This window comes from Tengunoibacter tsumagoiensis, from assembly GCF_003967535.1.
In the GTDB taxonomy this organism is placed as follows: domain Bacteria; phylum Chloroflexota; class Ktedonobacteria; order Ktedonobacterales; family Ktedonobacteraceae; genus Tengunoibacter; species Tengunoibacter tsumagoiensis.
The window spans coordinates 2223869-2246399 of the sequence record NZ_BIFR01000002.1; the positions used below are offsets into that span (position 1 = coordinate 2223869).

18 protein-coding genes are annotated in these 22531 nt (G+C 45.3%); 8 read left to right on the plus strand and 10 right to left on the minus strand.

Annotated elements, in window-relative coordinates; translation table 11 throughout:
• Nucleotides 1-31: 31 nt before the first annotated feature.
• On the minus strand, nt 32-868 hold the full coding sequence (locus EL628_RS29020) for a sugar phosphate isomerase/epimerase family protein (RefSeq protein WP_126583459.1): 837 nt from the start codon (nt 866-868) through the stop codon (nt 32-34).
• A 326-nt stretch (nt 869-1194) separates the two neighbouring features.
• Here EL628_RS29020 and EL628_RS29025 point away from each other — a divergent pair, with 326 nt between their 5' ends.
• Nucleotides 1195-1539: a transglycosylase gene (locus EL628_RS29025; RefSeq protein WP_126583460.1), complete on the plus strand. Its 345-nt coding sequence runs from the start codon at nt 1195-1197 to the stop codon at nt 1537-1539.
• A gap of 133 nt (nt 1540-1672) precedes the next feature.
• Here EL628_RS29025 and EL628_RS29030 read toward each other — a convergent pair whose 3' ends face one another.
• Nucleotides 1673-2680, minus strand: coding sequence for a D-alanyl-D-alanine carboxypeptidase family protein (locus EL628_RS29030; protein WP_126583461.1), 1008 nt, complete (start codon nt 2678-2680; stop codon nt 1673-1675).
• Between the two features lie 106 nt (nt 2681-2786).
• Nucleotides 2787-4067 carry a phospholipase D-like domain-containing protein gene (locus tag EL628_RS29035; protein ID WP_126583462.1) on the minus strand — a complete coding sequence of 427 codons (1281 nt, stop codon included), beginning with the start codon at nt 4065-4067 and terminating at the stop codon, nt 2787-2789.
• Between the two features lie 326 nt (nt 4068-4393).
• Between EL628_RS29035 and EL628_RS29040 the strand changes: the two genes are divergently transcribed.
• Entirely contained in the window at nt 4394-5200 is an 807-nt protein-coding gene (locus EL628_RS29040) for a phosphatase PAP2 family protein (protein ID WP_126583463.1), read from the plus strand.
• A gap of 94 nt (nt 5201-5294) precedes the next feature.
• Here EL628_RS29040 and EL628_RS29045 read toward each other — a convergent pair whose 3' ends face one another.
• Nucleotides 5295-6515, minus strand: coding sequence for a 6-phosphofructokinase (locus EL628_RS29045; protein ID WP_126583464.1), 1221 nt, complete (start codon nt 6513-6515; stop codon nt 5295-5297).
• A 290-nt stretch (nt 6516-6805) separates the two neighbouring features.
• Here EL628_RS29045 and EL628_RS29050 point away from each other — a divergent pair, with 290 nt between their 5' ends.
• Entirely contained in the window at nt 6806-7261 is a 456-nt protein-coding gene (locus EL628_RS29050; RefSeq protein WP_126583465.1) for a PLD nuclease N-terminal domain-containing protein, read from the plus strand.
• Between the two features lie 14 nt (nt 7262-7275).
• Here EL628_RS29050 and EL628_RS29055 read toward each other — a convergent pair whose 3' ends face one another.
• A complete protein-coding gene (locus EL628_RS29055; protein WP_126583466.1) occupies nt 7276-9000 on the minus strand; it encodes a dihydroxy-acid dehydratase in 1725 nt (574 codons plus the stop codon).
• A 324-nt stretch (nt 9001-9324) separates the two neighbouring features.
• On the opposite strand from EL628_RS29055, the gene EL628_RS29060 reads away from it, so the two are divergent.
• The 4 genes from EL628_RS29060 to EL628_RS29075 all read left to right on the plus strand — a co-directional run bounded on the left by EL628_RS29060 (nt 9325) and on the right by EL628_RS29075 (nt 13759).
• Nucleotides 9325-10011, plus strand: a complete 687-nt coding sequence (locus tag EL628_RS29060; protein ID WP_126583467.1) for a GntR family transcriptional regulator — start codon at nt 9325-9327, stop codon at nt 10009-10011.
• A 30-nt stretch (nt 10012-10041) separates the two neighbouring features.
• On the plus strand, nt 10042-11340 hold the full coding sequence (locus EL628_RS29065) for an aspartate aminotransferase family protein (RefSeq protein ID WP_218029022.1): 1299 nt from the start codon (nt 10042-10044) through the stop codon (nt 11338-11340).
• Between the two features lie 166 nt (nt 11341-11506).
• Nucleotides 11507-12253, plus strand: coding sequence for a glycoside hydrolase family 16 protein (locus EL628_RS29070; protein WP_126583468.1), 747 nt, complete (start codon nt 11507-11509; stop codon nt 12251-12253).
• Between the two features lie 405 nt (nt 12254-12658).
• A complete protein-coding gene (locus tag EL628_RS29075) occupies nt 12659-13759 on the plus strand; it encodes an outer membrane protein assembly factor BamB family protein (protein WP_126583469.1) in 1101 nt (366 codons plus the stop codon).
• 13 nt (nt 13760-13772) lie between these two features.
• Here EL628_RS29075 and EL628_RS29080 read toward each other — a convergent pair whose 3' ends face one another.
• From EL628_RS29080 to EL628_RS29090, 3 genes are read right to left on the minus strand one after another with little or no spacing between them, the layout of a single operon-like run.
• Entirely contained in the window at nt 13773-14867 is a 1095-nt protein-coding gene (locus tag EL628_RS29080) for an ABC transporter permease (RefSeq protein WP_126583470.1), read from the minus strand.
• A 15-nt stretch (nt 14868-14882) separates the two neighbouring features.
• Nucleotides 14883-15845, minus strand: coding sequence for an ABC transporter permease (locus tag EL628_RS29085; protein WP_126583471.1), 963 nt, complete (start codon nt 15843-15845; stop codon nt 14883-14885).
• A gap of 46 nt (nt 15846-15891) precedes the next feature.
• Nucleotides 15892-17616: a peptide ABC transporter substrate-binding protein gene (locus EL628_RS29090; protein WP_161975862.1), complete on the minus strand. Its 1725-nt coding sequence runs from the start codon at nt 17614-17616 to the stop codon at nt 15892-15894.
• Between the two features lie 270 nt (nt 17617-17886).
• Here EL628_RS29090 and EL628_RS29095 point away from each other — a divergent pair, with 270 nt between their 5' ends.
• Complete coding sequence (locus EL628_RS29095) at nt 17887-20163, plus strand: sensor histidine kinase (protein ID WP_126583473.1); 2277 nt, start codon at nt 17887-17889, stop codon at nt 20161-20163.
• On the opposite strand, the gene EL628_RS29100 is transcribed toward EL628_RS29095, so the two are convergent.
• Nucleotides 20160-21059, minus strand: coding sequence for a response regulator (locus tag EL628_RS29100; protein WP_161975863.1), 900 nt, complete (start codon nt 21057-21059; stop codon nt 20160-20162). The genes EL628_RS29095 and EL628_RS29100 overlap by 4 nt on opposite strands.
• A 193-nt stretch (nt 21060-21252) precedes the next feature.
• Nucleotides 21253-22317: a hypothetical protein gene (locus EL628_RS29105; RefSeq protein WP_126583475.1), complete on the minus strand. Its 1065-nt coding sequence runs from the start codon at nt 22315-22317 to the stop codon at nt 21253-21255.
• Nucleotides 22318-22531 lie beyond the last annotated feature (214 nt).

The window sequence follows — 22531 nt, forward strand, 5'->3', positions numbered from 1 at the left end:
ACGCTACATCCCTAAATTCAGTTCTTTCGTTCTAGCTATTTGAGCTCGATCTGACTTGTGTGAAGTGCGCAAAGTGGGCAAGTTGTCTTTGTGCTTGCCAATCACAGATCTCTTCTAAGTCTGCTACAGGCTGCTGCGTAGTGGGAACAGTGTGCAAATAGGGTGGAGGGCCAAATTCTGGTGTTAAAGTAGACTGCTCTACTCCCTGGGCAGCCTGGGCAGCCCAAATTATCTCCCACCAGCGTTCATGAGCTTCTACATACTGCTGATAGGCCTGAAGACGGGGATCGGGTACCTGAGGACCCTCCTCGTACCCTACACGAGCATGCAGGTGTATTGTCTGCCGGGCACAGACCTTGAGGGTCTCGATCTGATCATCAAGCAAACGCTCACAGACACAGACCCAATGGCTAAGATCAGCACATAATTTTAAATCGGGGAAAGCTTCTACCAGTTGACGAGTAATGCGCGGGTAAAAAAAGATGCGTCCTCGGTGGGTCTCATGGGCAATGGGAATACCTGCTTCCTTCTCGATTGCCAATGCTTGAGCATAAAATTCTTTGCTCTCTTCAAAACTCCATGTATCGGAGCCACTATGACAATTGATTTTTAGTGGCGCAAAGTCTTTTGCTACTGCAACCTGTTGTTGAAATGAGTGGAGATGCTCTTCTACATTTTTCCCTGAAGTAAAGATCTGAGGAATATAGAAAAGCTCGTGAGTAGTCAGTAAAGTATGGAGCGAAGAGCGCTCTTCTTCTGGTGGAATCCCCACTTCAATAGCTTGATACCCCCGGGCTTTAAAACGTGGAAAAAGCTCCGCCCATTCGCCTTCCACTCCCCACAAATGTCGAACTAACAATAACTCCATGTCTATCTCCTTCAATGTAAATATAAAAAATTTTCCATACATGACGCTCTAAGGCTCTCGAACACACATCTTTTCTATCTTATCATTTTTTTATCTGTCCATAGACCGTGTCATTGACTCTCTGAAATGCTGTACAAATACAGATGCCAGACACGCTCTCTGTCCTTCAATGACAGTTATCAAACATACATTGAACTACACCATAATTATAAATTGTTCCATCTCCTTTTTTAGAACACATGATTGAAGCGAAAAGATGACCTTATTCGTGCTAATAAGGAAGTTGAAATTGTTCCATCTTTCATTGACACGGAGGTTATATATATATGCATATTACTGTTACAAATCTCATTGTCTGGCTCATTATCGCTTTAATTGGTGGAGTTATTGGAGAGGTGATTGCACGTCGTCGCGCACGTGATGGGATTGTTGGAGCAACTATCGTCGGATTTATCGGTATGTTTCTTGTTGTTGGGCTGCTTGGCATCCATATCGCAGGTGATATCTGGAAAGCAGATATTCCAATATTCACTTCATTAATCGTCGCTGCCCTGAGTGTGGCTCTCTGGAGTGGGCTCTTTTATCGCCATGTCTATCGCCGTGGTTATGAGCGCTACTATCGCCGCGGAACCTATGTACGTCGCCCACGCCGCCGCTTTCGTCTATTCTAAGATGAATAATCCCATAAAGAAGAGCTCTGCTTGTGTATGCAGAGCTCTTCTTTATGGGAAGTTCAAACCAACGAAAACGACCCTTATCTTTTGTAATGATGTTCTAAAGAGAAAATTCTATCCAGATACTAGCTCAGGCACCCGTTGTAGCTGGCACCTTTAAGGGAAGTGCAAATCCCCAATCTAATAACTGCTCAGCATCCAGGAAGCGCTGCTCTTTCGCTCTGGTATCGTTCTCATCGTCTCCTTGCACTTTCTCATGTAAGATGACACCAATCAAGTGATGGCCCGCACTGAATGCAGAGAAGACCAGACATGGACCAGCCTCAGGGGTGTAACCCGTTTTGACACCCGTCACAGCCGGATAAAACTTAAGTAGTTCATTTGTATTATCCCAGGTCGTATAAGAGCGATGTGTTCCACTGGCAGGCAGTTCATAGTGCTGAAGCTGAACTATTTGCGCAAAGAGGGGATTCTTTAATGCGATTCTGGTTAACTGAGCAAGATCAGCTGCTGTACTATAATGATTCACATTCGTGGCGTCGGTCTTTCCATCTGCTGTCTGAACAGTTAATCCATCGGGGTTAATGAAGTGCGTGTTCTTTAAGTGGAGTTTCTGAGCATAGGCGTTCATCTCTTGCACAAATGCAGCAGGTGAACCACTAATCGCATCAGCAATAGCAACAGCAGCATCATCACCGGAAGGCAGCATTAAAGCATAGAGAAGATCAATTAATGGAAGCTGATCTCCTACTGCAAGTTGAGCCGTACTTCCATTATTGTGTAGAGCCTCGTCTGGAGCATCCTGCTTAATGGTAACGATCTGGTCCAGCTTTCCTTTTTGTAATGCGACCAGTGCTGTCATAATTTTCGTTGTGCTCGCCATTGGCACCCGTTGATCACCATTGATATTGAGTAAGATATTTCCTGTATCTTGATCCAAAAGATACACTTCTTGAGCATGAAGCGTTGGCGGAGTTACACCAATTGACGACAGGACAGGAGCTGGCGGCGGGGCTGGCGGCGGGTTAATTACCGCAAGTAGGCTATTACCAACCGGCGTAAAGGCTGCGAATAAACCTACCACAATAACCTCTACCGCGATCATGATGAAGATGGTTGCAAACACATATCGTTTCATAAAAACCTCAATATATCAATCTTATCCAGATTATACCGTCCAAAAAGAAAAAGAGAAACTATCCTGTCAAAAACTTTGTCAATGCCAGTACAAAGGTACACTTTTACTACATGATAAAACGCAATGGAGTGAGAATACGCTCGCTAAATTTAACATAAAATGGTCTATGTCCCCACTTCTCTAGATGTAATTCGATGACATTTTCAGTGTCACATCTAAAAAGCTCTTCCATCTGCTGTGCAAATTCATCACTATAAATTTCGACATTAATCTCGTAATTACCAATAGAGCTTAAACGGTCAAGATTTGCTGTTCCTATGGTTGACCATTGACCATCGATGGTGCATGTTTTCGCATGGAGCATCGCTGGAAGATAGCCCAATACATGGATTCCTGCTTCGAGACATTCTGTAAAATAGCTACGAGCAATCCAATCTGCAAGCACATGATTCGATCTCCATGGCACAAGAATACTTACCTCTACTCCTCGTTGAGCCGCCATCTTTAACGCTTCCAACAGATCGCGATCTGGCATAAAATAGGCATTCGATAACTTGATTGAGGTCTCTGCGCGCTGAATGGCTTCAATATACATATCGCGAATAGGAAATGTCAGGCGCATAGCATCATTTCCATGAAGTAGTATCAACGGATTAAACGTACGATGATAGTGCTTTGTAATACATTGATCTTTTGGGCAGAACCGATTCCAAAAGTCGATAAAAGATTGTGCTATTTCTGCTGCGAATGGACCGGCAATGCGCAAATGAGTATCACGCCAGGATGATGCATACAGACTGCCAATGTTATAACCACCAATAAAACTGATTTTCCCATCAATGATTAAAAGTTTCCGATGATCCAGGGAATAGCGTCTGGGATCAAGAAGAGACCATGGACGAAGAAAACCTCGGTATTCAACGACATGGATGCGAGGGTCAAATACTTTGAATTCTCTGGGAACGACGAGGTTTCCAAAACTATCAAAAATAACGTAGACCTCAATACCCTCTGCCGCTTTCTGGGCTAAATGGACCTTGAAATCCCAACCAGCAGGATCATCTTTCCAGATATATGATTCTATATAAATAGTCTCTTTCGCCTGATCAATCGCTTCCAACATGGCGGCATAGAGATCTTGACCATAACAATAGAGTTGAAGGCAGTTCTTACCAACAGCTATATCTGGAAATTGCCGATGGGGAAAGATTACCCGCTGCTTGCGCTTTTTATCCAATGACGCAATCACCAGCAAGATAGAGGCTATCAGAAGTTGTAAGGCAGCCAGTCCTCCAATCGCCAGACGAAAGGCCCGTCCAATCAACAGATGGAAATGACGCTTTCTCAGATTCAATCTCTTTATCTGAAGCTGTATATATTCTCGCATTCTTACTTCTTTCTACGTACATTCCTACTCGATACAACAAAGGAGATAACAAACTCTTCCTCGCGCGAGATTGTTATCGCAATAATAGCATACGTTTCTTACTCAAAAGTAGAGTAGTATTTATTGATAAATTACGTTAAGGTAATCCCTTCATAGTAGCAACGATATTTATCTGATAATTCTTGTAAGATTTTTTTTGACCATCTGCAAATATTATAACTTAAATACTTCCTGACTCACAAAGTCTGGTAGGTCATGCATCTAATTGAGGCACAAACTCGTGTATTCATTCAGAGAAATAAAATACGATACAGGAGGAAATTGATATGTCTCAAGCTCAGCCCTTAGGGATGGAGCCTCCAGGCAGTGTACAACACGCGCCTACAGCGACAGAGACAGCCGGTGGCGAAGATCGCCGTGGTGCCTATGTACGACACATTGTTGAGGCCGCATTATGGCTCCTGGGCGCAATTGTGCTGGCAACTGGTGGCTACCTTACGCACCTGCACAAAGGTCCCTGGCCAGGAGAGCTAGAATTTTCACGATGGACTCAATCGGTTCAGTATTGGCCATGGTTTCATGCAGTCCTCACCTTCTTTAGCTCTTTTAATGATGTCCCCCCATCGATTATTGCTACGGTGGTCGCCGTCCTTTTCTTCCTTATTATGCGCTGGTTTCGCCAGGCCTTGTTTTTTGCTTTAACTATTATCTATGGTAATGGCATCAATATTCTGATTGGAGCATATGTAGATCGGCCTCGCCCAAGTGAACATTTAATCCATGTGACTCAGAAGCTTTCAGTGAATAGTTTCCCTTCTGGACATACTGAACATGATGTTGTCTTCTATGGAACACTTCTTTACTTGAGCTTTACTAAATCTGTACGAAATTGGCGCTATTATCGATACCTTATTCCACTTCAGATCTTTGCACTCTGTGCCATTCTTTGTATTGGCTATTCACGCGTCCTTGAAGGTGAGCACTGGCTCACCGATGTTCTTGGGGGCTATCTCTCCGGGCTCCTCTGGCTTTTCCTGTTTATCTTTATCTATCGGCTCGATACGCAGCAACAGGCTGAACGTAAGGCTAACAGGCAGGTAAAGACGCAAGCAGAGCCACACATCCAGGCGTAGAATTACATATCGTTCATTGAGCGACAGGAAAAGAGAGCATGTCAACATTTCGTTGATGATGCTCTCTTTTCCTGTCACCTGTGGTATTTACCCCTTATGAATGGCTCTGTGGGTGGTACGTTCCGCGTAAACGTTCAAAGCGAGGTCGATAACGCTCTGTATGATAGTCAGCAGGATCTACACGACGTGCTGTAAGGTCCTTACCAGGGATATCGGTACAAATAAACTCGCCATGGCGATAAGCTGCCATCACAGCATGTATGCCCTCTTCAACCTGACTCATAATTACATTTGCGTAATAGATAGCCATGTGCTTGTCGTAGACTTCAGGCTCACCACTGCGCAGAAAATAGGTCAGATCAATGGGGAGAAACCTTACGCCTGGAATCCGACTGCTCAACTCGTCGCTTAAGAATTCTGCCACATTCACTTTTTTCTTGTGTCCATAGGCATCCGCCTCGCCAACTGTCGGTACTGGCACGCCCATGTTGGCACCTTCCGACATAATGACAAAAGAATATCCTTCGGGTTCCTCTCGATCTTTCAGAACTAAATCGGCCAGATGGTCAATGTTGATCGGTACTTCAGGAATAATCAGACGATGCGCCCAGGTTACTGTGGCAGTTTCAAGAGCGGTAAAGCCTGCATCACGACCAAACATCCGGAAAAGGACTGTCTCCCGATGTGAACCAGCCGTTGAGCGAATCCGATTGATAAACTCTTCGGCCCGACTAATGGCTGTCTGAAAACCAATACAGTACTCTGTCCCTGGAACATCATTGTCCATTGTTTTAGGAATGCCCCAGACAGGGATGCCTGCCGCAGCTAATTTCGAACCGTAGCTCAACGTATCATCGCCCCCAATGACGACCAAGCCATCTAACTGAAGAAATTCCAGGTTAGCTATCACTTCTTTGGTCAGATCAACACGATCAGTTGAAGCGTGACCATCAGCATATGATGCTAAATGAGCAGGTAGTTCACCAACTTTCGTATTGCCTGGATTTGTGCGAGATGACTGCAAAATAGTGCCGCCCTGTCGATCAATGTTACGAGTATTTAAGCGAGTTAATGGCATAAGATAGCCAGATGTCCAGCTTTCTGGTTTCTCTTCAGAGAAGGTAAGCTCTTCAATACTACGCGAACGATCCAGGAAGGTGATGCCTTCCCACCCGGCACGTAATCCCATGACACGAATACCCATTGTTTCGGCACGATATACTAACGCTTTAATGGCCGCATTGAGTCCCGGCACGTCACCACCACCTGTCAAAACCCCTAACGACCGAATAGGGCTCGATACATGTCCTGGCATAATACATCCCCCCTCACTTACATACAATGCATTTGTATGTCTATAAATAGACTCTTATCGCAATAGTACTGGTTGGCACGTCAAAAAGGTACACTAAAAATTATAGCACCTTCTCTCAGAAGAGGTCATCATATCATCTCTCACCCCCAAACAGTATTTTTACCTATGTTGAGGCTAAACTGTATCTGATAACAATAACAAAACGTTTTGAAAGTGAAGGGCTCTATGGAGTGGATGTATATTCTATACAGAGATGTGCAAACTTCTGATAGGATAGAGGAGGTATTTTCATGTTACACAAAGAGATCTTGCATTTAAAACATGTTCATCATGCGTCTGTACCATCAGGCTGGTCCTTTTATCACCATCCTGTTTTTCATATGCCTGATAGCTATAGTTTTGTTGTGCTTTGCCTGCTTCTTGGTTTCCTTGCTATCTGGATCTGGACATTGATCGATTGTTATACATCCGAGGCCCTGCATGGCAATACGAAAGTGTTATGGTTTGTTCTTCTCATTCTTTTCCCTATTCCTGGAATTATCGGTTATCTCATTTTAGAACGGCGACCGCATGTCCATCAACCTGCACAGAAACATTCGACTCAATTATTTTATCAGCCAGCACAAACATATAAAGCTGGCTATCGACAGACCGAGCAAAAACCTCGTGTCGATTCCGCCTCTCCTACGATCTGGCAAGGTTACGAGGTTCCCTGGGCATCCTATCCAGAACCAATACAAGAATAGCATTTGATCCTTAATTAGGAACGTCCTACAATTGGCAGAATGAAAGGCAGATCCTCTTCTGATGCTGGTTTAAGAAAATCAAAGTCACACCCTTCATCTGGCTGAAGAACATGTTCGGCATATAAACGAGGGTATCCTCGTCTGTGCTCAGGCAGTGCCGGAGACCACGATGCTCTGCGTTGCGCCCACTCTTCTTCGGTTATCAACAAGGATAATGTTCGTGCTTCTACATTCAGTTCAATGAGATCACCATCTTGCACAAACGCAAGAGGTCCTCCAATACTGGCCTCTGGGGATATGTGCAGGATAATTGTACCCGAGCTCGTTCCACTCATACGGGAATCGCTGATGCGCACGATATCTTTGATTCCTTGCATTAATAATTTTTTAGGAATAGGTATTGATCCCCATTCGGGCAGGCCAGGCACCCCTACGGCTCCAGCATTGCGCAACACGAGGACAGACTCTGCCGTAACAGGAAGTTCAGGGTCATCAATTCGCTCAATCAGGTCACTATAAGAATGAAATACTAGTGCTGGCCCACAGTGATTATAGAGCTGTGGAGAGGCTGTACTAACTCTTAAGATAGCTCCGCGCGGAGCAAGATTTCCACGCAGCACAGCCAGTGACCCCAGAGGATACAGAGGCTCCTGCACAGAATGGATGACATCATGATCTCGAAGCGAAATGGTTTCTAAAGTAGCTTTGAGCGGCTGACCGGTCACCGTAATACACTCAAGATGCAGTTGTTCCTGGAGCACTTTCATCAAGGCAGGCACGCCACCAGCCGCATGAAAATCATGCATGAGTCGTGTACCAGAAGGTTGAAGGTTGAGAAGAGTGGGAGTACTTTGAGAGAATACATCAAAATCGTCCAGGGTCAATGGGACACAGAGCCTTCCCGCAATAGCAAGTAAGTGAATGACAGCATTTGTCGATCCGCCCGATGCGAGATAGATACGGAGAGCATTTTCAAAAGCGTTACGTGTCATAATCTGTGCAGGTCTTAGATCACGTAGCACCAGTTCAACCGCTCGACGCCCGCTTAATTCGGCAGCAGACAATCTTTGCGCATTGGTAGCTGGAATAGTCGCTGTTCCAGGAAGCATCATACCTAAAGCTTCAGAGAGAACCGTCATGGTAGATGCAGTTCCCATGGTATTGCAGGTTCCAACTCCACTTGAATAGTCCTCTTCGAACTCTTGCCACTCTTTTTCGCTTAACTTGCCCGTACGATAGGCATCCAGATACTGCCAGAGATCAGTGCCTGAACCAAGCTCTTGACCCTTCCAGCGTCCAGCCGCCTTTGGTCCTGCACAAACCTGTATAGCGGGCAGGTTAGCGCTGGCTGCACCCATCAATTGAGCAGGGGTGATTTTATCGCACCCCGTCAGCAGCACGACGCCATCAAGCGGGTAAGAGCGTAATGTCTCTTCAATCTCCATCGCGAGAAGATTGCGATACAACATCGCACTGGGTTTCATGAGTTCTTCACCCAGAGACATGGTATGAAACTCAAGAGGAACACCACCAGCAGCAATAATGCCCCGCTTAACTGCATCTGCAATCAATTTTAGACCGAGGTTACAATTGTTCAGTTCGCTCCATGAATTAGCAATTCCAATGACTGGCTTGCCAGCAAAGAACTCACGCGACCAACCGAGCGTACGCAAAACAGAACGGCTCTGCGGCCCTAACTCATCTCGTCCTTCAAACCATTCGGCACTACGTAATCTCATCTGTCCTATCAATCCTCTATACGAAGCCACTAGAAGCGCTCTTACTCAACCCATCGTGTTGTTAGAAGTATAAGTCGTCGGCACTATAGCTTCCTTTGTATACAAACATACCGATAGCTTTCGCTAAAAAATAAAGGAATCGCATCTAAATAGCTATTTTCATGAAAATTATATGCGCTCTCTATCATAAAGTCAAGCTTATTTGCACATAAGCCTGCAAAATAGATTGACTTTTCGTCCATTCCTCATGTATCTTTGTATACAAGGTTAGTACTGTATTTATCTCCCCCTTTACTGTAACCATTCCATTGAGAAAGCAGTTTTATGTCTAAAGATCTTGAGCCCTTAAGTATTCAGAAAATGCCAGGCTATCGTGAAGCGGCCTATAACGCCATCAAAGAGTCTATTTTGTCAGGGTATTTTAAGTATGGGGAAGCTCTTGTAGAAGAAGAAATTGCTGCAAAACTACAGGTCAGCCGCACGCCTGTACGAGAGGCTCTGGCGATTCTTCAGCATGAGCAGCTCATCGCTCCACGTCGTGGTAGGGGCTTTCACGTCCGGCAGATGATACGTGAAGAATTTATAGAGCTATTTGTGGCAAATGAAGTAGTCGAACCTTATCTTGCACGCCTGGCAGCCTTACATGCCACTCCAGAGCAGATCCAGGATATGAAAGATACGGTTATCTCTGGCAGACAGTGCGCAATGGATAAGAATGTTCCGGGTCTTCTTCGAGCAGGACGCGACTTTCATCGGGCCATGGGAAATGCGGCTGGCAACAAGGTCTTAACTCGATTTGTGATCGCCAATGAGGAACGAACAGATCTCTACCTTCTGAATAATGGATCTATTATCGATAGCAAAAATCTCAGTCAATCGAACCAGGAACACGAAGCGATTATTCATGCAATCGCTCAAAGAGATCCCGAAGCAGCGGCTCGCCTTGTCATCCATCATTCTCAGTCCGTCAGAGATCGTCTGACAATTTTTTTCGCTGAGAGACCGCTATAGTTCCCCATAGAAAAGCAGGAGGAAGATTCTATGACCATGGATGCAACAACACCAACTTCAACGTCTACGACTCAAGCAATTCTTGAACTGGCCCAGCGGTATATTCCAGGAGGAGTTAGTAGCGCCAATCGGCTTGTTGATCCCAATCTTGTCTTTACACGCAGTCAGGGTGCTTATCTTTTCGACGCGGAAGGTAAACGCTATATTGACTATCATGCAGCCTTTGGTCCGCTTCTCCTGGGGCATAGCCATCCCCTGGTCAATCAACGAGCAGCAGAAGCGGTGATGCAATTAGATGGAGTTGGCATTGGCTCAAACGAACAAGAAGCGCGGCTCGCCGAAAAGATCTGCTCATATGTTCCCTCTGCTGAGAAAGTGCTCTTCTGTAACTCTGGTTCAGAGGCCACATATGCGGCTCTACGCCTGGCACGCGCGGTCACTGGTCGCAACAAGATCATCAAATTTCAAGGGTGCTATCACGGCTGGCATGATGCGGTGCTGATGAATGTTATCAGTCCGGCAGAGAAGATTGGGCAAAAAGATCCTTTATCTGCTGGAATGCTCCCTGAGACGATTGAGAATACGATTGTGCTGCCATTCAATGATCTAGAAGCGGTCCGACAGACGCTTGTGCAGAATGGTGAGGAGATTGCAGCGATCATCCTTGAACTGATTCCACACAATATCGGCTGCGTCCTGCCTCAACTAGCATTTGTGCAAGGATTACGAGATCTGAGCACGCACTATGGAAGCATTCTCATTTTTGATGAGGTTATTACCGGTTTCCGTCATGGATTAGGTGGCTATCAAAAAGTGCTTGGAGTGACACCCGATCTCACAACTCTGGCAAAGGCCATTGCGAATGGCTATCCACTTGCAGCTCTGGCAGGCCGCGCTGACCTGCTTGATCATTGCCGACCGGGCGGAGATGTCTTTTTTGCAGGAACATTCAACGCTCATCCTATGAGTATCGCCGCAGCTCTGACCACCATCGAGATCCTGGAACAACCTGATAGCTACCCTCATCTCTTCCGTCTGGGCGAACGTATGCGCGAAGGACTTCGTGAGATCATTCAGAGACGCGGGATCAATGCCACCGTCGCTGGTTTTGGCTCGATCTTCGTAACCTATTTTATGGAACCACCTGTTGAAACCTATACCGATCTTCTTCGCAATGACGCCACAAAGTTCGTCAATTATCGCCGCCAACTGATTGAACGTGGCATCTACAAACTTCCGGTTAATCTGAAGCGCAATCATATTAGTCTGGCCCATACTACAGCTGATATTGATCAGACGCTTGAAGCGGTTGATCAGGTCCTCAGGTAATAGTATCTGCATTTTACTCATCTAAAAGTACCAGATATTTATAAAGATCAACACAAAGATGAGAAACATTTGTTTTTCATCCATACTTTGCTACAATATATTTGTAGAGCTTTAAAAGCAGAATCTTCGTCTGTTTCATCCAGGGAGGGGACAAGGAGGCATCTTTGTGTTGAGTACAACTCTTGCAGATCAGACAATGCCAGTCGGGGATCTTCCCGGCTGGCGGCAGATATTTACTGAAGATTTCAATCAAAACGTTGAACTTGGTAACTTTCCTGGTCCAGAATATCAGGATAAATTTACAGTCTATCCAGACGGTACAAAAGATACTGCTGGTCAAAAAGGGGGAACATCGGTCTATTATCCCTCAAAAGTAGTGAGTGTGAAGGATAGTATGCTTCGTCTGTATTTACATACAGAAAATGGAGTGCAATTATCCGCTGCAATTCTCCCTATAATACCCGGCACTCATCTCTTTGGCAAATATACGATCCGTTTTCGCTCTGAGTCAATTCAAGGCTTTAAAACTGCCTGGCTGCTCTGGCCTGATAACGGAAATTGGCCCTATGATGGTGAGGTTGACTTCCCCGAGGGGGATTTATCTGGTGGTATTAATGCCTATCTCCACCCTATCCATGCAGCTTCCGCTACTGATCAGACAACCTTCCTCAGCACTATTCCCTATACAGATTGGCACACGGCTAGCATTGAATGGTCGTCAAAATACATCCGCTTTATTCTTGACAATAAGGTACTCGGACAGGCCACCAATCGGATTCCGATCAATCCTATGTCCTGGATTCTCCAAACAGAAGCCTGCTTACCACATCGTTATCCTGTTATTACTGATGGTACTCTCCATATCGATTGGATGGTAGCCTATGCACAGGATGATGGCACTACAGACGAATAATAGAACAGGTTGAATGGCGGTCAGATAGCTACCCTCAGACTCATTGCTACGCTTTAGCATCCAGGAAACGTGCTTCTATTCACCAGGCACAGGGAAAACGTTTCTTGGATAATTATCTGATACGGATCAGGAGGCCCTACCGATTCTTAAGCATCTCTTACGAAGCACCATCAGGTGTCAATTTCTCTATGCAAAGATCTTATCGGTTGAAAAGAACCCTACGCACAAATCTTTTCAATCATTACTATTTAGTGAAAATTTTAATACAATTATAATGCATATTCCCCTTATTTTGGGCAGGAATCATTATATTGATGAGATAAAATATGGTATACTACTCAGGAGATGGCTGGGCTTTACTCTATTTTATCGCACTATTCAGGGTAGAGAAGAGGTTTCACTTCGATGCAGCAATTCGTTTATTTCGGTGATGCGACGTTTTTTCCTGGTCCTACGAGTACAGATATTACAGCGTTGGATGCACAGACTGGTACACAAATATGGCGTACAGCTATCTCCTCTGGTAGTCCAGGAGGCCATTCATCGCTTCAATTATTAAACGATACGCTCTATATAGTTCATGCGGATAGTTCCGATACCCTCTTTCCTGATACGGTCACTGCTATTAATCGTCTCAATGGTCAGATTATCTGGCGCTATCGTCTTACCAATCAGCCCGAGGCACAAATTATTGCGGCACATATTCTCCATGATGTGATCTGCATCCAGACTCTGGCCATTCATGATGGTCGCTTACAGACAGCCATTGAAGCAATTCGTACAAGCGATGCAGCACCATGCTGGCGCTATAGCCAGCCGACAGAGCTATTAGGACAATGTCTCGCAACCGAGAAAGGACTCTTGCTCTTCTCTGGTACTCAAAATCCATTGGATAACCAGGTACATACAACGGTACGTTATCTACATGCGACAACTGGACAACAGCTCTGGCAATTCACACCTTCTTATGCAGTGGAGAAGATAACAGCAACCTCTGATGTTCTGATTGTCAGTGGCTCGCAGGCCGATCAATCTACAACTGAGGTTACGGCCCTGGAGGCCCGAAGAGGAACGCCTCTCTGGAATACGACTATCGCAAAGCCTACCATCCAGGCCCTAGTAACTTTAGACACCACTATTTATCTCAATGATCTTTACTTCCTGGCCGCACTAAATAGTGAAGACGGGAAGGTACTCTGGATGGCTCACGAGATGTATCAGGTCGGAATAGTCACAACTGTACAGGCAGATCGGCTCTATGTCCATCAGAATAATGAAGCCTTGACAGCCCTTGATTGTCGGACTGGCACGCCCATCTGGAGCACAAAGCTTGAAAGCTGTGGAGTCTTTACGCTCGCAGATCGCGATACTGTCTATACTGCAACGAACTTTTTAGGGACGATGAATGCTTTGCAAGCGAGCAATGGGCAGCTACGCTGGAGCTATGCCAATGAGCCAGGACGCCGCATATTTGGCTTGGCCATACGTGCCCGACTATCCTTCTGATCTTTGCAGCAGTTCAGTCTTTTGAACGCGGATCAAAAGCATCGCGTACTCCATCGCCTAAAAAGGAAAAAGCCAGGACAATAATTCCTAACACGACACAGGGTACAAGTGGCATCCAGGGGTTAATACTGATATATTGTGCCCCGTCAGCAACCATCAGACCTATGCTCGATCCCGGAGGCTGGACACCTAAACCTAAAAAGCTGATGCCCGATTCAGAAATGATTGTGTTCGAGATATTTAAAGTAGAGGCAATGATCACTATACTGAAGAGATTAGGCACAATATGGCGTCGAATGATGGATGCATTCGAGCTACCCACTGTGTGTGCTGCCTCTACATACTGTTGTTCTTTCAATTGGAGTGTCTGCCCACGAACGTAGCGTGCCATTAATGGCCAGACGGTAAACGCAAGGGCAAGCGATACCAGTAACAGACGAGCATTCCCATTGGGTCCCAACACCGGAATTTTGCTCAATGTCCGATCCGCCCATGGCCCAAAAATGCCGGAGATTAAGATTAAGAAGAGCAAGCCAGGAAAAGCAAACATAATATCTGTAAAACGAGCCAGTATCTGGTCCACCCAGTGTCCAAAAAAGCCTGCCAATACCCCAACAATCACTCCTATGAGAATATCTATTACCTCCACCAGCACAGCCACAGATAGTGAAATTAACAGACCTTGCATCAGACGAGAGAATATATCCCGTCCCAATGAGTCTGTCCCTAACCAATATTGAGACGAAGGAAGTTCAGCAATACGGTCAGGTTCACTATGCGCAAAGTTATGATACTGCTCAGGACCTACTGTGCCATAGAGTGGACTGTCATAGGGAGGTCCTATATGCGCATAGATGAGTGGGCCAAAGATGGCAAGCAAAATTAAAAACACAATGATACTCATACTTATCACAGCTCGCTTATCTCTCAAGAGGCGACGAAATGATTCTTTAAATGGTGTTGAGGGATGTTTAGACACAGCGATATGTTCGGCGACAGGCGTTGCTGTGGAGCCAATAAGTGCATGAGGATCAGGCGGCAAAGCGGTATTGTCTGGAGCCATTACCTCCGGTACGTTTATTGGCAGGTGCGGTTCCGATTCTCTCATAGCTCTTATTCCCTTCTACTCAATCTTAATTCGTGGATCAACCAGTGTATAGAGGATGTCCGATAGGAGATTTCCCAGGACAACTCCAATAGCAAGCACTACGGTGGTAGCCTGGATAACTGGATAATCACGAGCATTCACAGAGTTTAGTGTGGTCTCCGCAATACCTGGAATATTGAAGACGTGTTCGATAAAAAATGCTCCCGTGACAAGGAGGCCAAAGGAGACGCCCAGGACCGTAACTAATGGGATTAAGGCATTCCGCAATCCATGGCGATAGGTAACAATAGACTCAGCCAGACCCTTCGAGCGCGCTGTACGAATATAATCCTGCTTGAGAACCTCCATCATACTGGTACGTGTCAGACGAGCGTAATAAGCTGTTCCGGCCAGAGCATAGACAAGAATAGGCACAATCTTAAATTGAAGATCACTCCATGTATAGTGCCATGGCGTGCCCCAGTTTGCGACTGGCCAGTTGAGATCTGGAAAGGCCTGATCAAGCAGTACAATTCCAACTTGAATGGTAATCGCTAGAATAAACGAGGGGAGTGCATAAATAGCGAGCATGACGGCCATATTTGTCGTATCAATCCAGGTATTGGCCTTCAGAGCCGAGAGGACTCCCAGCGTGACACCAAACAGGAGCTGCAATAATAAGGCCCACATCCCTAATTCAAGCGAGATAGGTAAGCCATCTTTTAAAATATCCCAGACAGGCCGCCCTTTGTACTGAAATGAATAGCCAAAATCAAAATGGAATAGTCCGACAAGAAAGTTCCAGTATTGCTGATACCAGGGAAGATCAAGACCATACGCATGTTTTAACTGATTATACGATTCAATCGTATAATGTTGACCCAGCAATTGCGTAATGGGGTCGTCAGGGGCTTTATAGCCAATAAAGAAGGTAATAAAGGTGACGCTGATGACTACAAACACCAGGCCAATCAATCGTTTTAACAAAAACTTGATCATGATTGCTTACCTTCCTGATCAACTAGACATCTCATCCGGGATCGATCTAACGTTGAGCAATATATACTGCTCCCCAATCGTCGGGAGGAATAAGAGAGACGGGATTAAATTTATACCCCTGCACATATGGCTTGAGCAACCGCATCTCGGGACGTTGATCGATTGTTAGCCAGGCAACCTGATCAACAAGCTGCTGCTCAATCTGATTATAGGCAGCTGCTCGTGCCAGGGGGTCCATGTTCACATCAGCAGCCTGCATCTGCTTCTGAAGCTCCTGCTGTTGAGAAACCATCGCACTATCATTAAAACCAAAATTATAGGCATTGTTGGGCTGATTCGTTCCAAACTGGAGCGAAATCCAGTCCTGTGGGTCAGGGAAATCGGCTCCCCAGCCAGCAATCCAGATCTGTAGTGGCCCATTATTCTTCCAGGTCTGAGATTGAGCCGTATACATGGAATTCTGACTGAGCGTCGCTGAATTAACCGTAATTCCTAATACTGTCTTCCACATCTGGATCTCAATCGTTGCCTCATTGGCTGTTTCGGGCGATTGGGAGGGGTACGTCATCGTCAATTGAGGAAATGTGCTGGTCGTCATCCCTTCTTCCTTAAGCCCCTGCTGAAAAAGCTCTCTCGCTCTTCTGGCATCTCCTTTTGTCGAAGTCCCAGCAGGGCAGGTCAGAGCAGGATTGTATCCATACATACCTTCAGGCACAATATGACAGCTCGGCTTATAAGCACTATGCCAGGCTGCTTTATTGATAAGATCACGGTTCAAAGCTGCCGCCATCCCCTGGCGAATATGGATGTTTTCCAGTGGCTTGACGCGATAATTTAGCCCTACATAATAGAGCGTCAAATTATTGGTCTGACTAAAATCATCTCTTACCTTCGCTACAGGATATTGTGCCAGGGGAATATCTGTGATCTCGGTCTGATTCGCCTTGTAGGCATTATAGCTTGTATCACGATCTTTATAAGGAACGTAATGAATCTCCCTAAGTTGAGGCTGAGCTCCGTAATAATTCGTATCAGGCACAAACACAATCCCTGTCGTATGGCTATATTCCTTGACCTTAAAAGGGCCAGCGCCACCCTGTCCATCATGATCGTTCAGATGGTCCGTCCATTTGGAGCCCCACTGCTCAATGACGCTTCTTTCTACAATAAAACTTGTTGGATACGTCAATGCCTGAAGAAAATAGGCAGCAGGCTCACGCAATGTAATCTCTACTGTGTCAGGGTCCTGCACCAGAATACCACTTCCAATAATACTCTTTACCTCTCCATTTGTACGTTCTGGTGCATTTTTGATCAGCCCCAGATACGTCAATGCGACTCCAGATTGGCTATTCACCTCTGGTGAAAGTGCTCGATCAATGGTGTAAGCAACATCATTTGCATCTAAAGGATGTCCATCGCTAAATTTTACATTTGGGCGAAGATGAAAGCGGTAGGTCAATCCATTGTCTAATACCTCATAGGATTGAGCCAGTTGGGGCTGCACTTTGAGCTCATCATTAAGCTGGACTAAACCAGTAAAAACAAGGCTCACCGCTTGAAGAGAGATAGTATCCGTGGCAACGCCAGGATCAAAGGAATTGATATCTGGGAGACGAAAAGCCCACCGATAAATCTGCTGAGCATCCATGGCCTTCGTCGTGTTGACTACATGTGGTCCTTTTGAACCACCACATGCCACACACAAGATACTTAAGAGACAAAGAATACAGAATGATGCGTAAGGGATATCCTTGCTATGTCTTCTCATGGAACTCTTCGTGCACTCCTTCTTAATCATCGAAGTCTCGCTACCCACCATTTCAAGCGTTTAAAAGTGGATGCAGGCACAGGAGGTATAGGCCATACTGCTATACACGCTCAAAAAGGAGATAGTGATACTCCTCACAAAAAGATTTGTCATTAAATACTCATAAATATCCATCATTCGTATTCCCACAACTAATTTTTATAAAGATCAGTTTGACAAAGAATTTTTTTTTATTTAAAGTAGAAACATAGTTGAGTGAAAGTTAAAAAAATGACAACAAATAAACAACCTGAAGAAAAAGACTCAGTAGAAAATCATGTCATTCAGGATCTCTACTACACCATCTTTGAGCAGTCTACTGTAAGTATGGCTTGCGTCTATTTGGATGGAGAGATTCACAGTGCCAACGTAGCCTTTAAACTCTTATTTGGCTTGACTGATGAGGATCTGCGGGCTGGCAATCTCCATAATTTGAACCCACCCGAACAACCACAGGTCTGGCATACCTATTTAAACCGACTACTCACAGAGGGAAAGCGCTCCTATGCATTTGAGCAGCAATTTGTCCAAAAAGATAGTGAGATCTTCTGGGCTCGTGTACGTGCCAGTCATATTCAGGTCGAAACAGGGACCAGGCCATTATTTCTCTGTACATTTGAGGATATCTCAGTACGTAAGAGTGCTGAAGCCGAAAGGGTCTCACTCCTCCAACATACCCAGGCGATAAAGGCTGCACATGAAGAGGAACGCTCCAAAGCTATTGAGATGGGAACCCGGCTCAAAGCGCTCTTCTCGGCTATTACGGAACCAATTATTTTCTTTGACCAGGAAGGTCGGGTCCAACAGATCAATGAGGCAGCTAAGTATCTTTTTGGCTGGCCCCAACCTCAGAAATACGAGGGAGTGCCTTTCTATCATCTGACCGAAAATTATACTTTTCATACTCCTGATGGAAAATCAATCCCTCATGACCAGATTCCGATGTATCGTATTCTTCATGGAGAGACAATCCCTCATACTCAGGCAGTCGATATTGTTATCACTGAACCAGAAGGGCAGCAGCTTGCTCTTAGTGTATCAGGGGCACCTGTCTCAATCTCTCAAGGCGCGTTTCAGGGTAGTGTCTGTGTCTTTCGTGATGTTACGGAGACCAATTATAAGCGGGCGAGTATCCAGAAAGCGCTCTCTTCGCTCCTTACACTGGTAGAAAATCTTATTATTATTCCAGAACTCACTGAAACTATTGGTGAAAAGGACCCATTTGTCACAAAAACTATTATGGAAGTGGGACAGCGGCTAGCCGATCTTGTTCAGGAAATACTGGATTGCAATCACGTTGCCCTGGCTACCTTAGAGGCAGAGACAAAAAAGCTTCAGTTAGTCGGCCTTACGAACTATCCGTCATCGAAACAGCAGCAGTTCAGAAATGCCTTTGATAACAAAAGCCTGGAAAAATATCTCGAAACAGACTTGATTGATCGGCTCTACAAGGGAGAAACTGTGCTGCTCAATCTTAAAGCACAGGCTGGCCGTGCACGATTACGTTTTGGGAGCCCTTACCTTCTGCTTGCACCAATGTCAGTAGGGACGCAGATCGTTGGGATTTTTGTGATCAGCCAGAAGCGTTCTGATGAAAACTATTCGCCTGAAGGATTAGCTGTCTTAAGCGCGGTGGCAAAATTAACAGGGCTGATTATTGAACAGGTTCGTCTGGTGAATGAATGGGCGAATTCCAGGGCCAACGCGATCGCCCTGGAAGATACCAATGCCAGATTCGATGCTTTTATGAGCATTGCCAGTCATGAATTACGTACTCCACTGACCACAATTAAGGGGAATATTCAGCTAGCGATGCGCCGCCTGGACACAATTATGGCTCACAATCATGATTTGCCTGAAGTCGTCCAGGAAAAACTCCTTCGCGTTAAAAATCCACTGGAGTATGCTGTCCATCGCGTAGGTGTACAGGATCGTATGATTAGCGATCTTCTCGACACATCACGCATTCGGGCCAATAAATTCATGATGATTATGCATCACCATAATATAGTGGAGATTGTAAAAGCTGCGTATGAGGATGTGAAGCTCTCGGCACCAGAAAGACAGATCATGTACCATCTGGCCGCCGAGGAAAATCTTATGGTGCTGGCTGATGCGGATCGTATAGGCCAGGTTGTCAACAATTATCTGACCAATGCACTAAAATACTCACCTATTGATCAACCGGTCGAGCTGACTATTACACGAGAAGATCAAAACGTTCGTATAAGTGTCAGCGACCATGGGCCTGGACTCTCTTCTGAAGATCAGCAGAGAGTATGGGAGCGTTTTTATCGCTCGACAGTCGTTGACGTTCAATATGGTTCTGGAGTAGGGCTGGGCCTGGGGCTTTATCTCTGTCGCATGATTGTAGAACAACACCATGGTCAGATCGGCCTCACAAGCCAACAGGGTAAAGGTTCCACATTCTGGTTCACGCTCCCCCTGGTGGACGCAACCAGGGAAGAAGCCACGACTGGCAACAATTATAGTCAAATGCCACTCTAATGATCATCAAAATGCTGAAGAAAGTGGCGAAGAAAGACACGTGCTGCTTTAGATAAGCTCGCCCTGGTTGCACGAATAATATACAGGTTTCGTTCTTCTCTCCTCCAGATATAACTGAAAATCCCTGTTGAATGCACGTCCTCACAGAGAAACGTTAGATCGATCTCCATACTGACTGTTCGTGAAAGCAAATCTGACATGTCGGCGACCACATAGTGGATTCTTACCCCTGGATAAAGAGCCTCATACTCAGCCGCTAAAGAGTGTAAAAAAGAGAGCCCCAACTGAGGAGAAACACCTAAAGTCAGGTAACCTCGATGTAAATGCTCTAAATCATATAATATATGCTCAATTTCACGATCCAATGAAAAAAAAGCTGCTTGCGAAAAGCGCGGTGACAGGTTTGAGCGGCTTCGCTGCTTCAAAATATCCTGCTGTTCCTGTCTAATACCACGAGCTTTTTCATCTAATTTCCGTAATTCCAGCTCTTGCGTAAGCAAACGATTCTGTTCCTGTAATTTGAGATAGCTCTGATAACGGGTAAGGGCATGCTCGACAGCAAAAGCAATCTCGCTTTCCCTTACAGGCTTAATTAAATAGTTTAATACGCCCGCGTCTTTTGCACGTTTAATAAGGTCAGGATTGCTCATTGTAGTTGAGACAATAACAGGTGCAATCTTCTCTTGTCGCAATAATCCAGCGACCACAATACCATTCATATCAGGCAAGATAATATCAGTAATAACAACATCAGGTCGTAACTCACGTGCCAATTTGACAACGCTCCATCCTTCCCCTGTCTCTCCTACGATCTCATACCCCCATTTGATCAAGATCTTGCCGAGCTCTGCGCGCTGAAGTGGATCGTTATCAGCGATAATAATCCGGATTCCCATTGCTTTCACCCCTGATGCATCTGGCAACATACTTATTTGATCGCCATGAATACACCTTCATAGCCAGTTATTCACTAATTTCTATCAAGCAGGGGTGAAAGAAGCAGTCTATCTTTGTTTACCCCTTTATATATGACCATGTTCGGAGTCTTCTATTAAAACCTCGTTCATAACGCAAAAAGATTGACCATTGTCATTTATCGCGAAAGTGAGGCGGAGATGGGACAAGATAAGAGTGGAGCAGTTCACTAATCAGTGGATCGACTTCAGTCCCACCAGGCATAAGCTCAATAGACTTTTGTCGCTTCCGCGCTTCTTGCACTGTATAAAGGACACGCGCCAACTCAGAACGCATCTGCTGCAATTGACGCTCATTCTGTTGCGCACGCTGCAAACGTGCAAGCAAAATATTGAGAGCAGAGCCAAGCTGCCAAAGTACATTATCGCGCGAAAGAGGAGCACGCACCTGCATATCACCGTTCGCGGACTGAACCAGCGTCTGAAGAATAGACTGAATCCCCTCATCAAGATTCTTTTTCTGCTGAGCAAGCTCGTGCTCTAATTGAGCAACCAGCTCTGCCTGATCCGCTCGTTTCACTGCCTGAACAGTGTTACGTACCCAGGCATAGGTCACAATCGCAACTAATAGTTGAATGGCCAGTGGGCGAACCATAATCGAATAGTTGGTTCGAAGCAGGAGTTCATGCAGATCGGCGGTGTGTGGCTGGAGATACACATCCGCACAGATAAAAATGCTATGAAAAAGGGAGATATAGAGAATACTCTTCCGTGGGAGTAAAGAGACTGCCACAATATCTGACAGCACAAAAAGATCATAAATAGGAATAGCGTTCTGCGAAAGCATCAAACCTGGATACGATAAAAGGGAGATCATAATCGTCGCATCAATGGCAAGGATTAAAAGCACCCCCACTACTGCCACTCTCCCGGCTCGGTTGAGAGGAATACAGATAAAGAGCACAAGCAATAAACCAAGGACCGGGAATAGCGTATGCATATGCACACTCACAATCGCCGATGGAATAAAAGCGATTGCTGTAATAATCCCCATCAAGAGTAACAGACTGGCCAATTGAGACTGAGACAAAGGATCGGGATGTTGCGCTCTAAACTTAGCGTTTGGTGTACTAAAACGAAACCAGGCACGCATGATACCTCCGCTTATCTCTTGCAAAAGACCAGGATGCTCATGTGCCCGCTCTTGTTCGATGGAAGACCAAAGCTTCCTTTCATCCATGATACAGCTCTCTTTCACGTCAATCTATGGCTTCCCTTAAAGAGAAACAACAGAGAAGATACTAAGTCGGTATGAGAAAAATTCTGTGCTCTTCTTTGTACCATTTATAGTAATCATATAGAGATTAATACGCTCTGAATGCGGTTTTTTTGTCTTTCACAAAACAATTTATAGATCTATCAGATCCTGACAACCATTATGTATAGAAAAAACA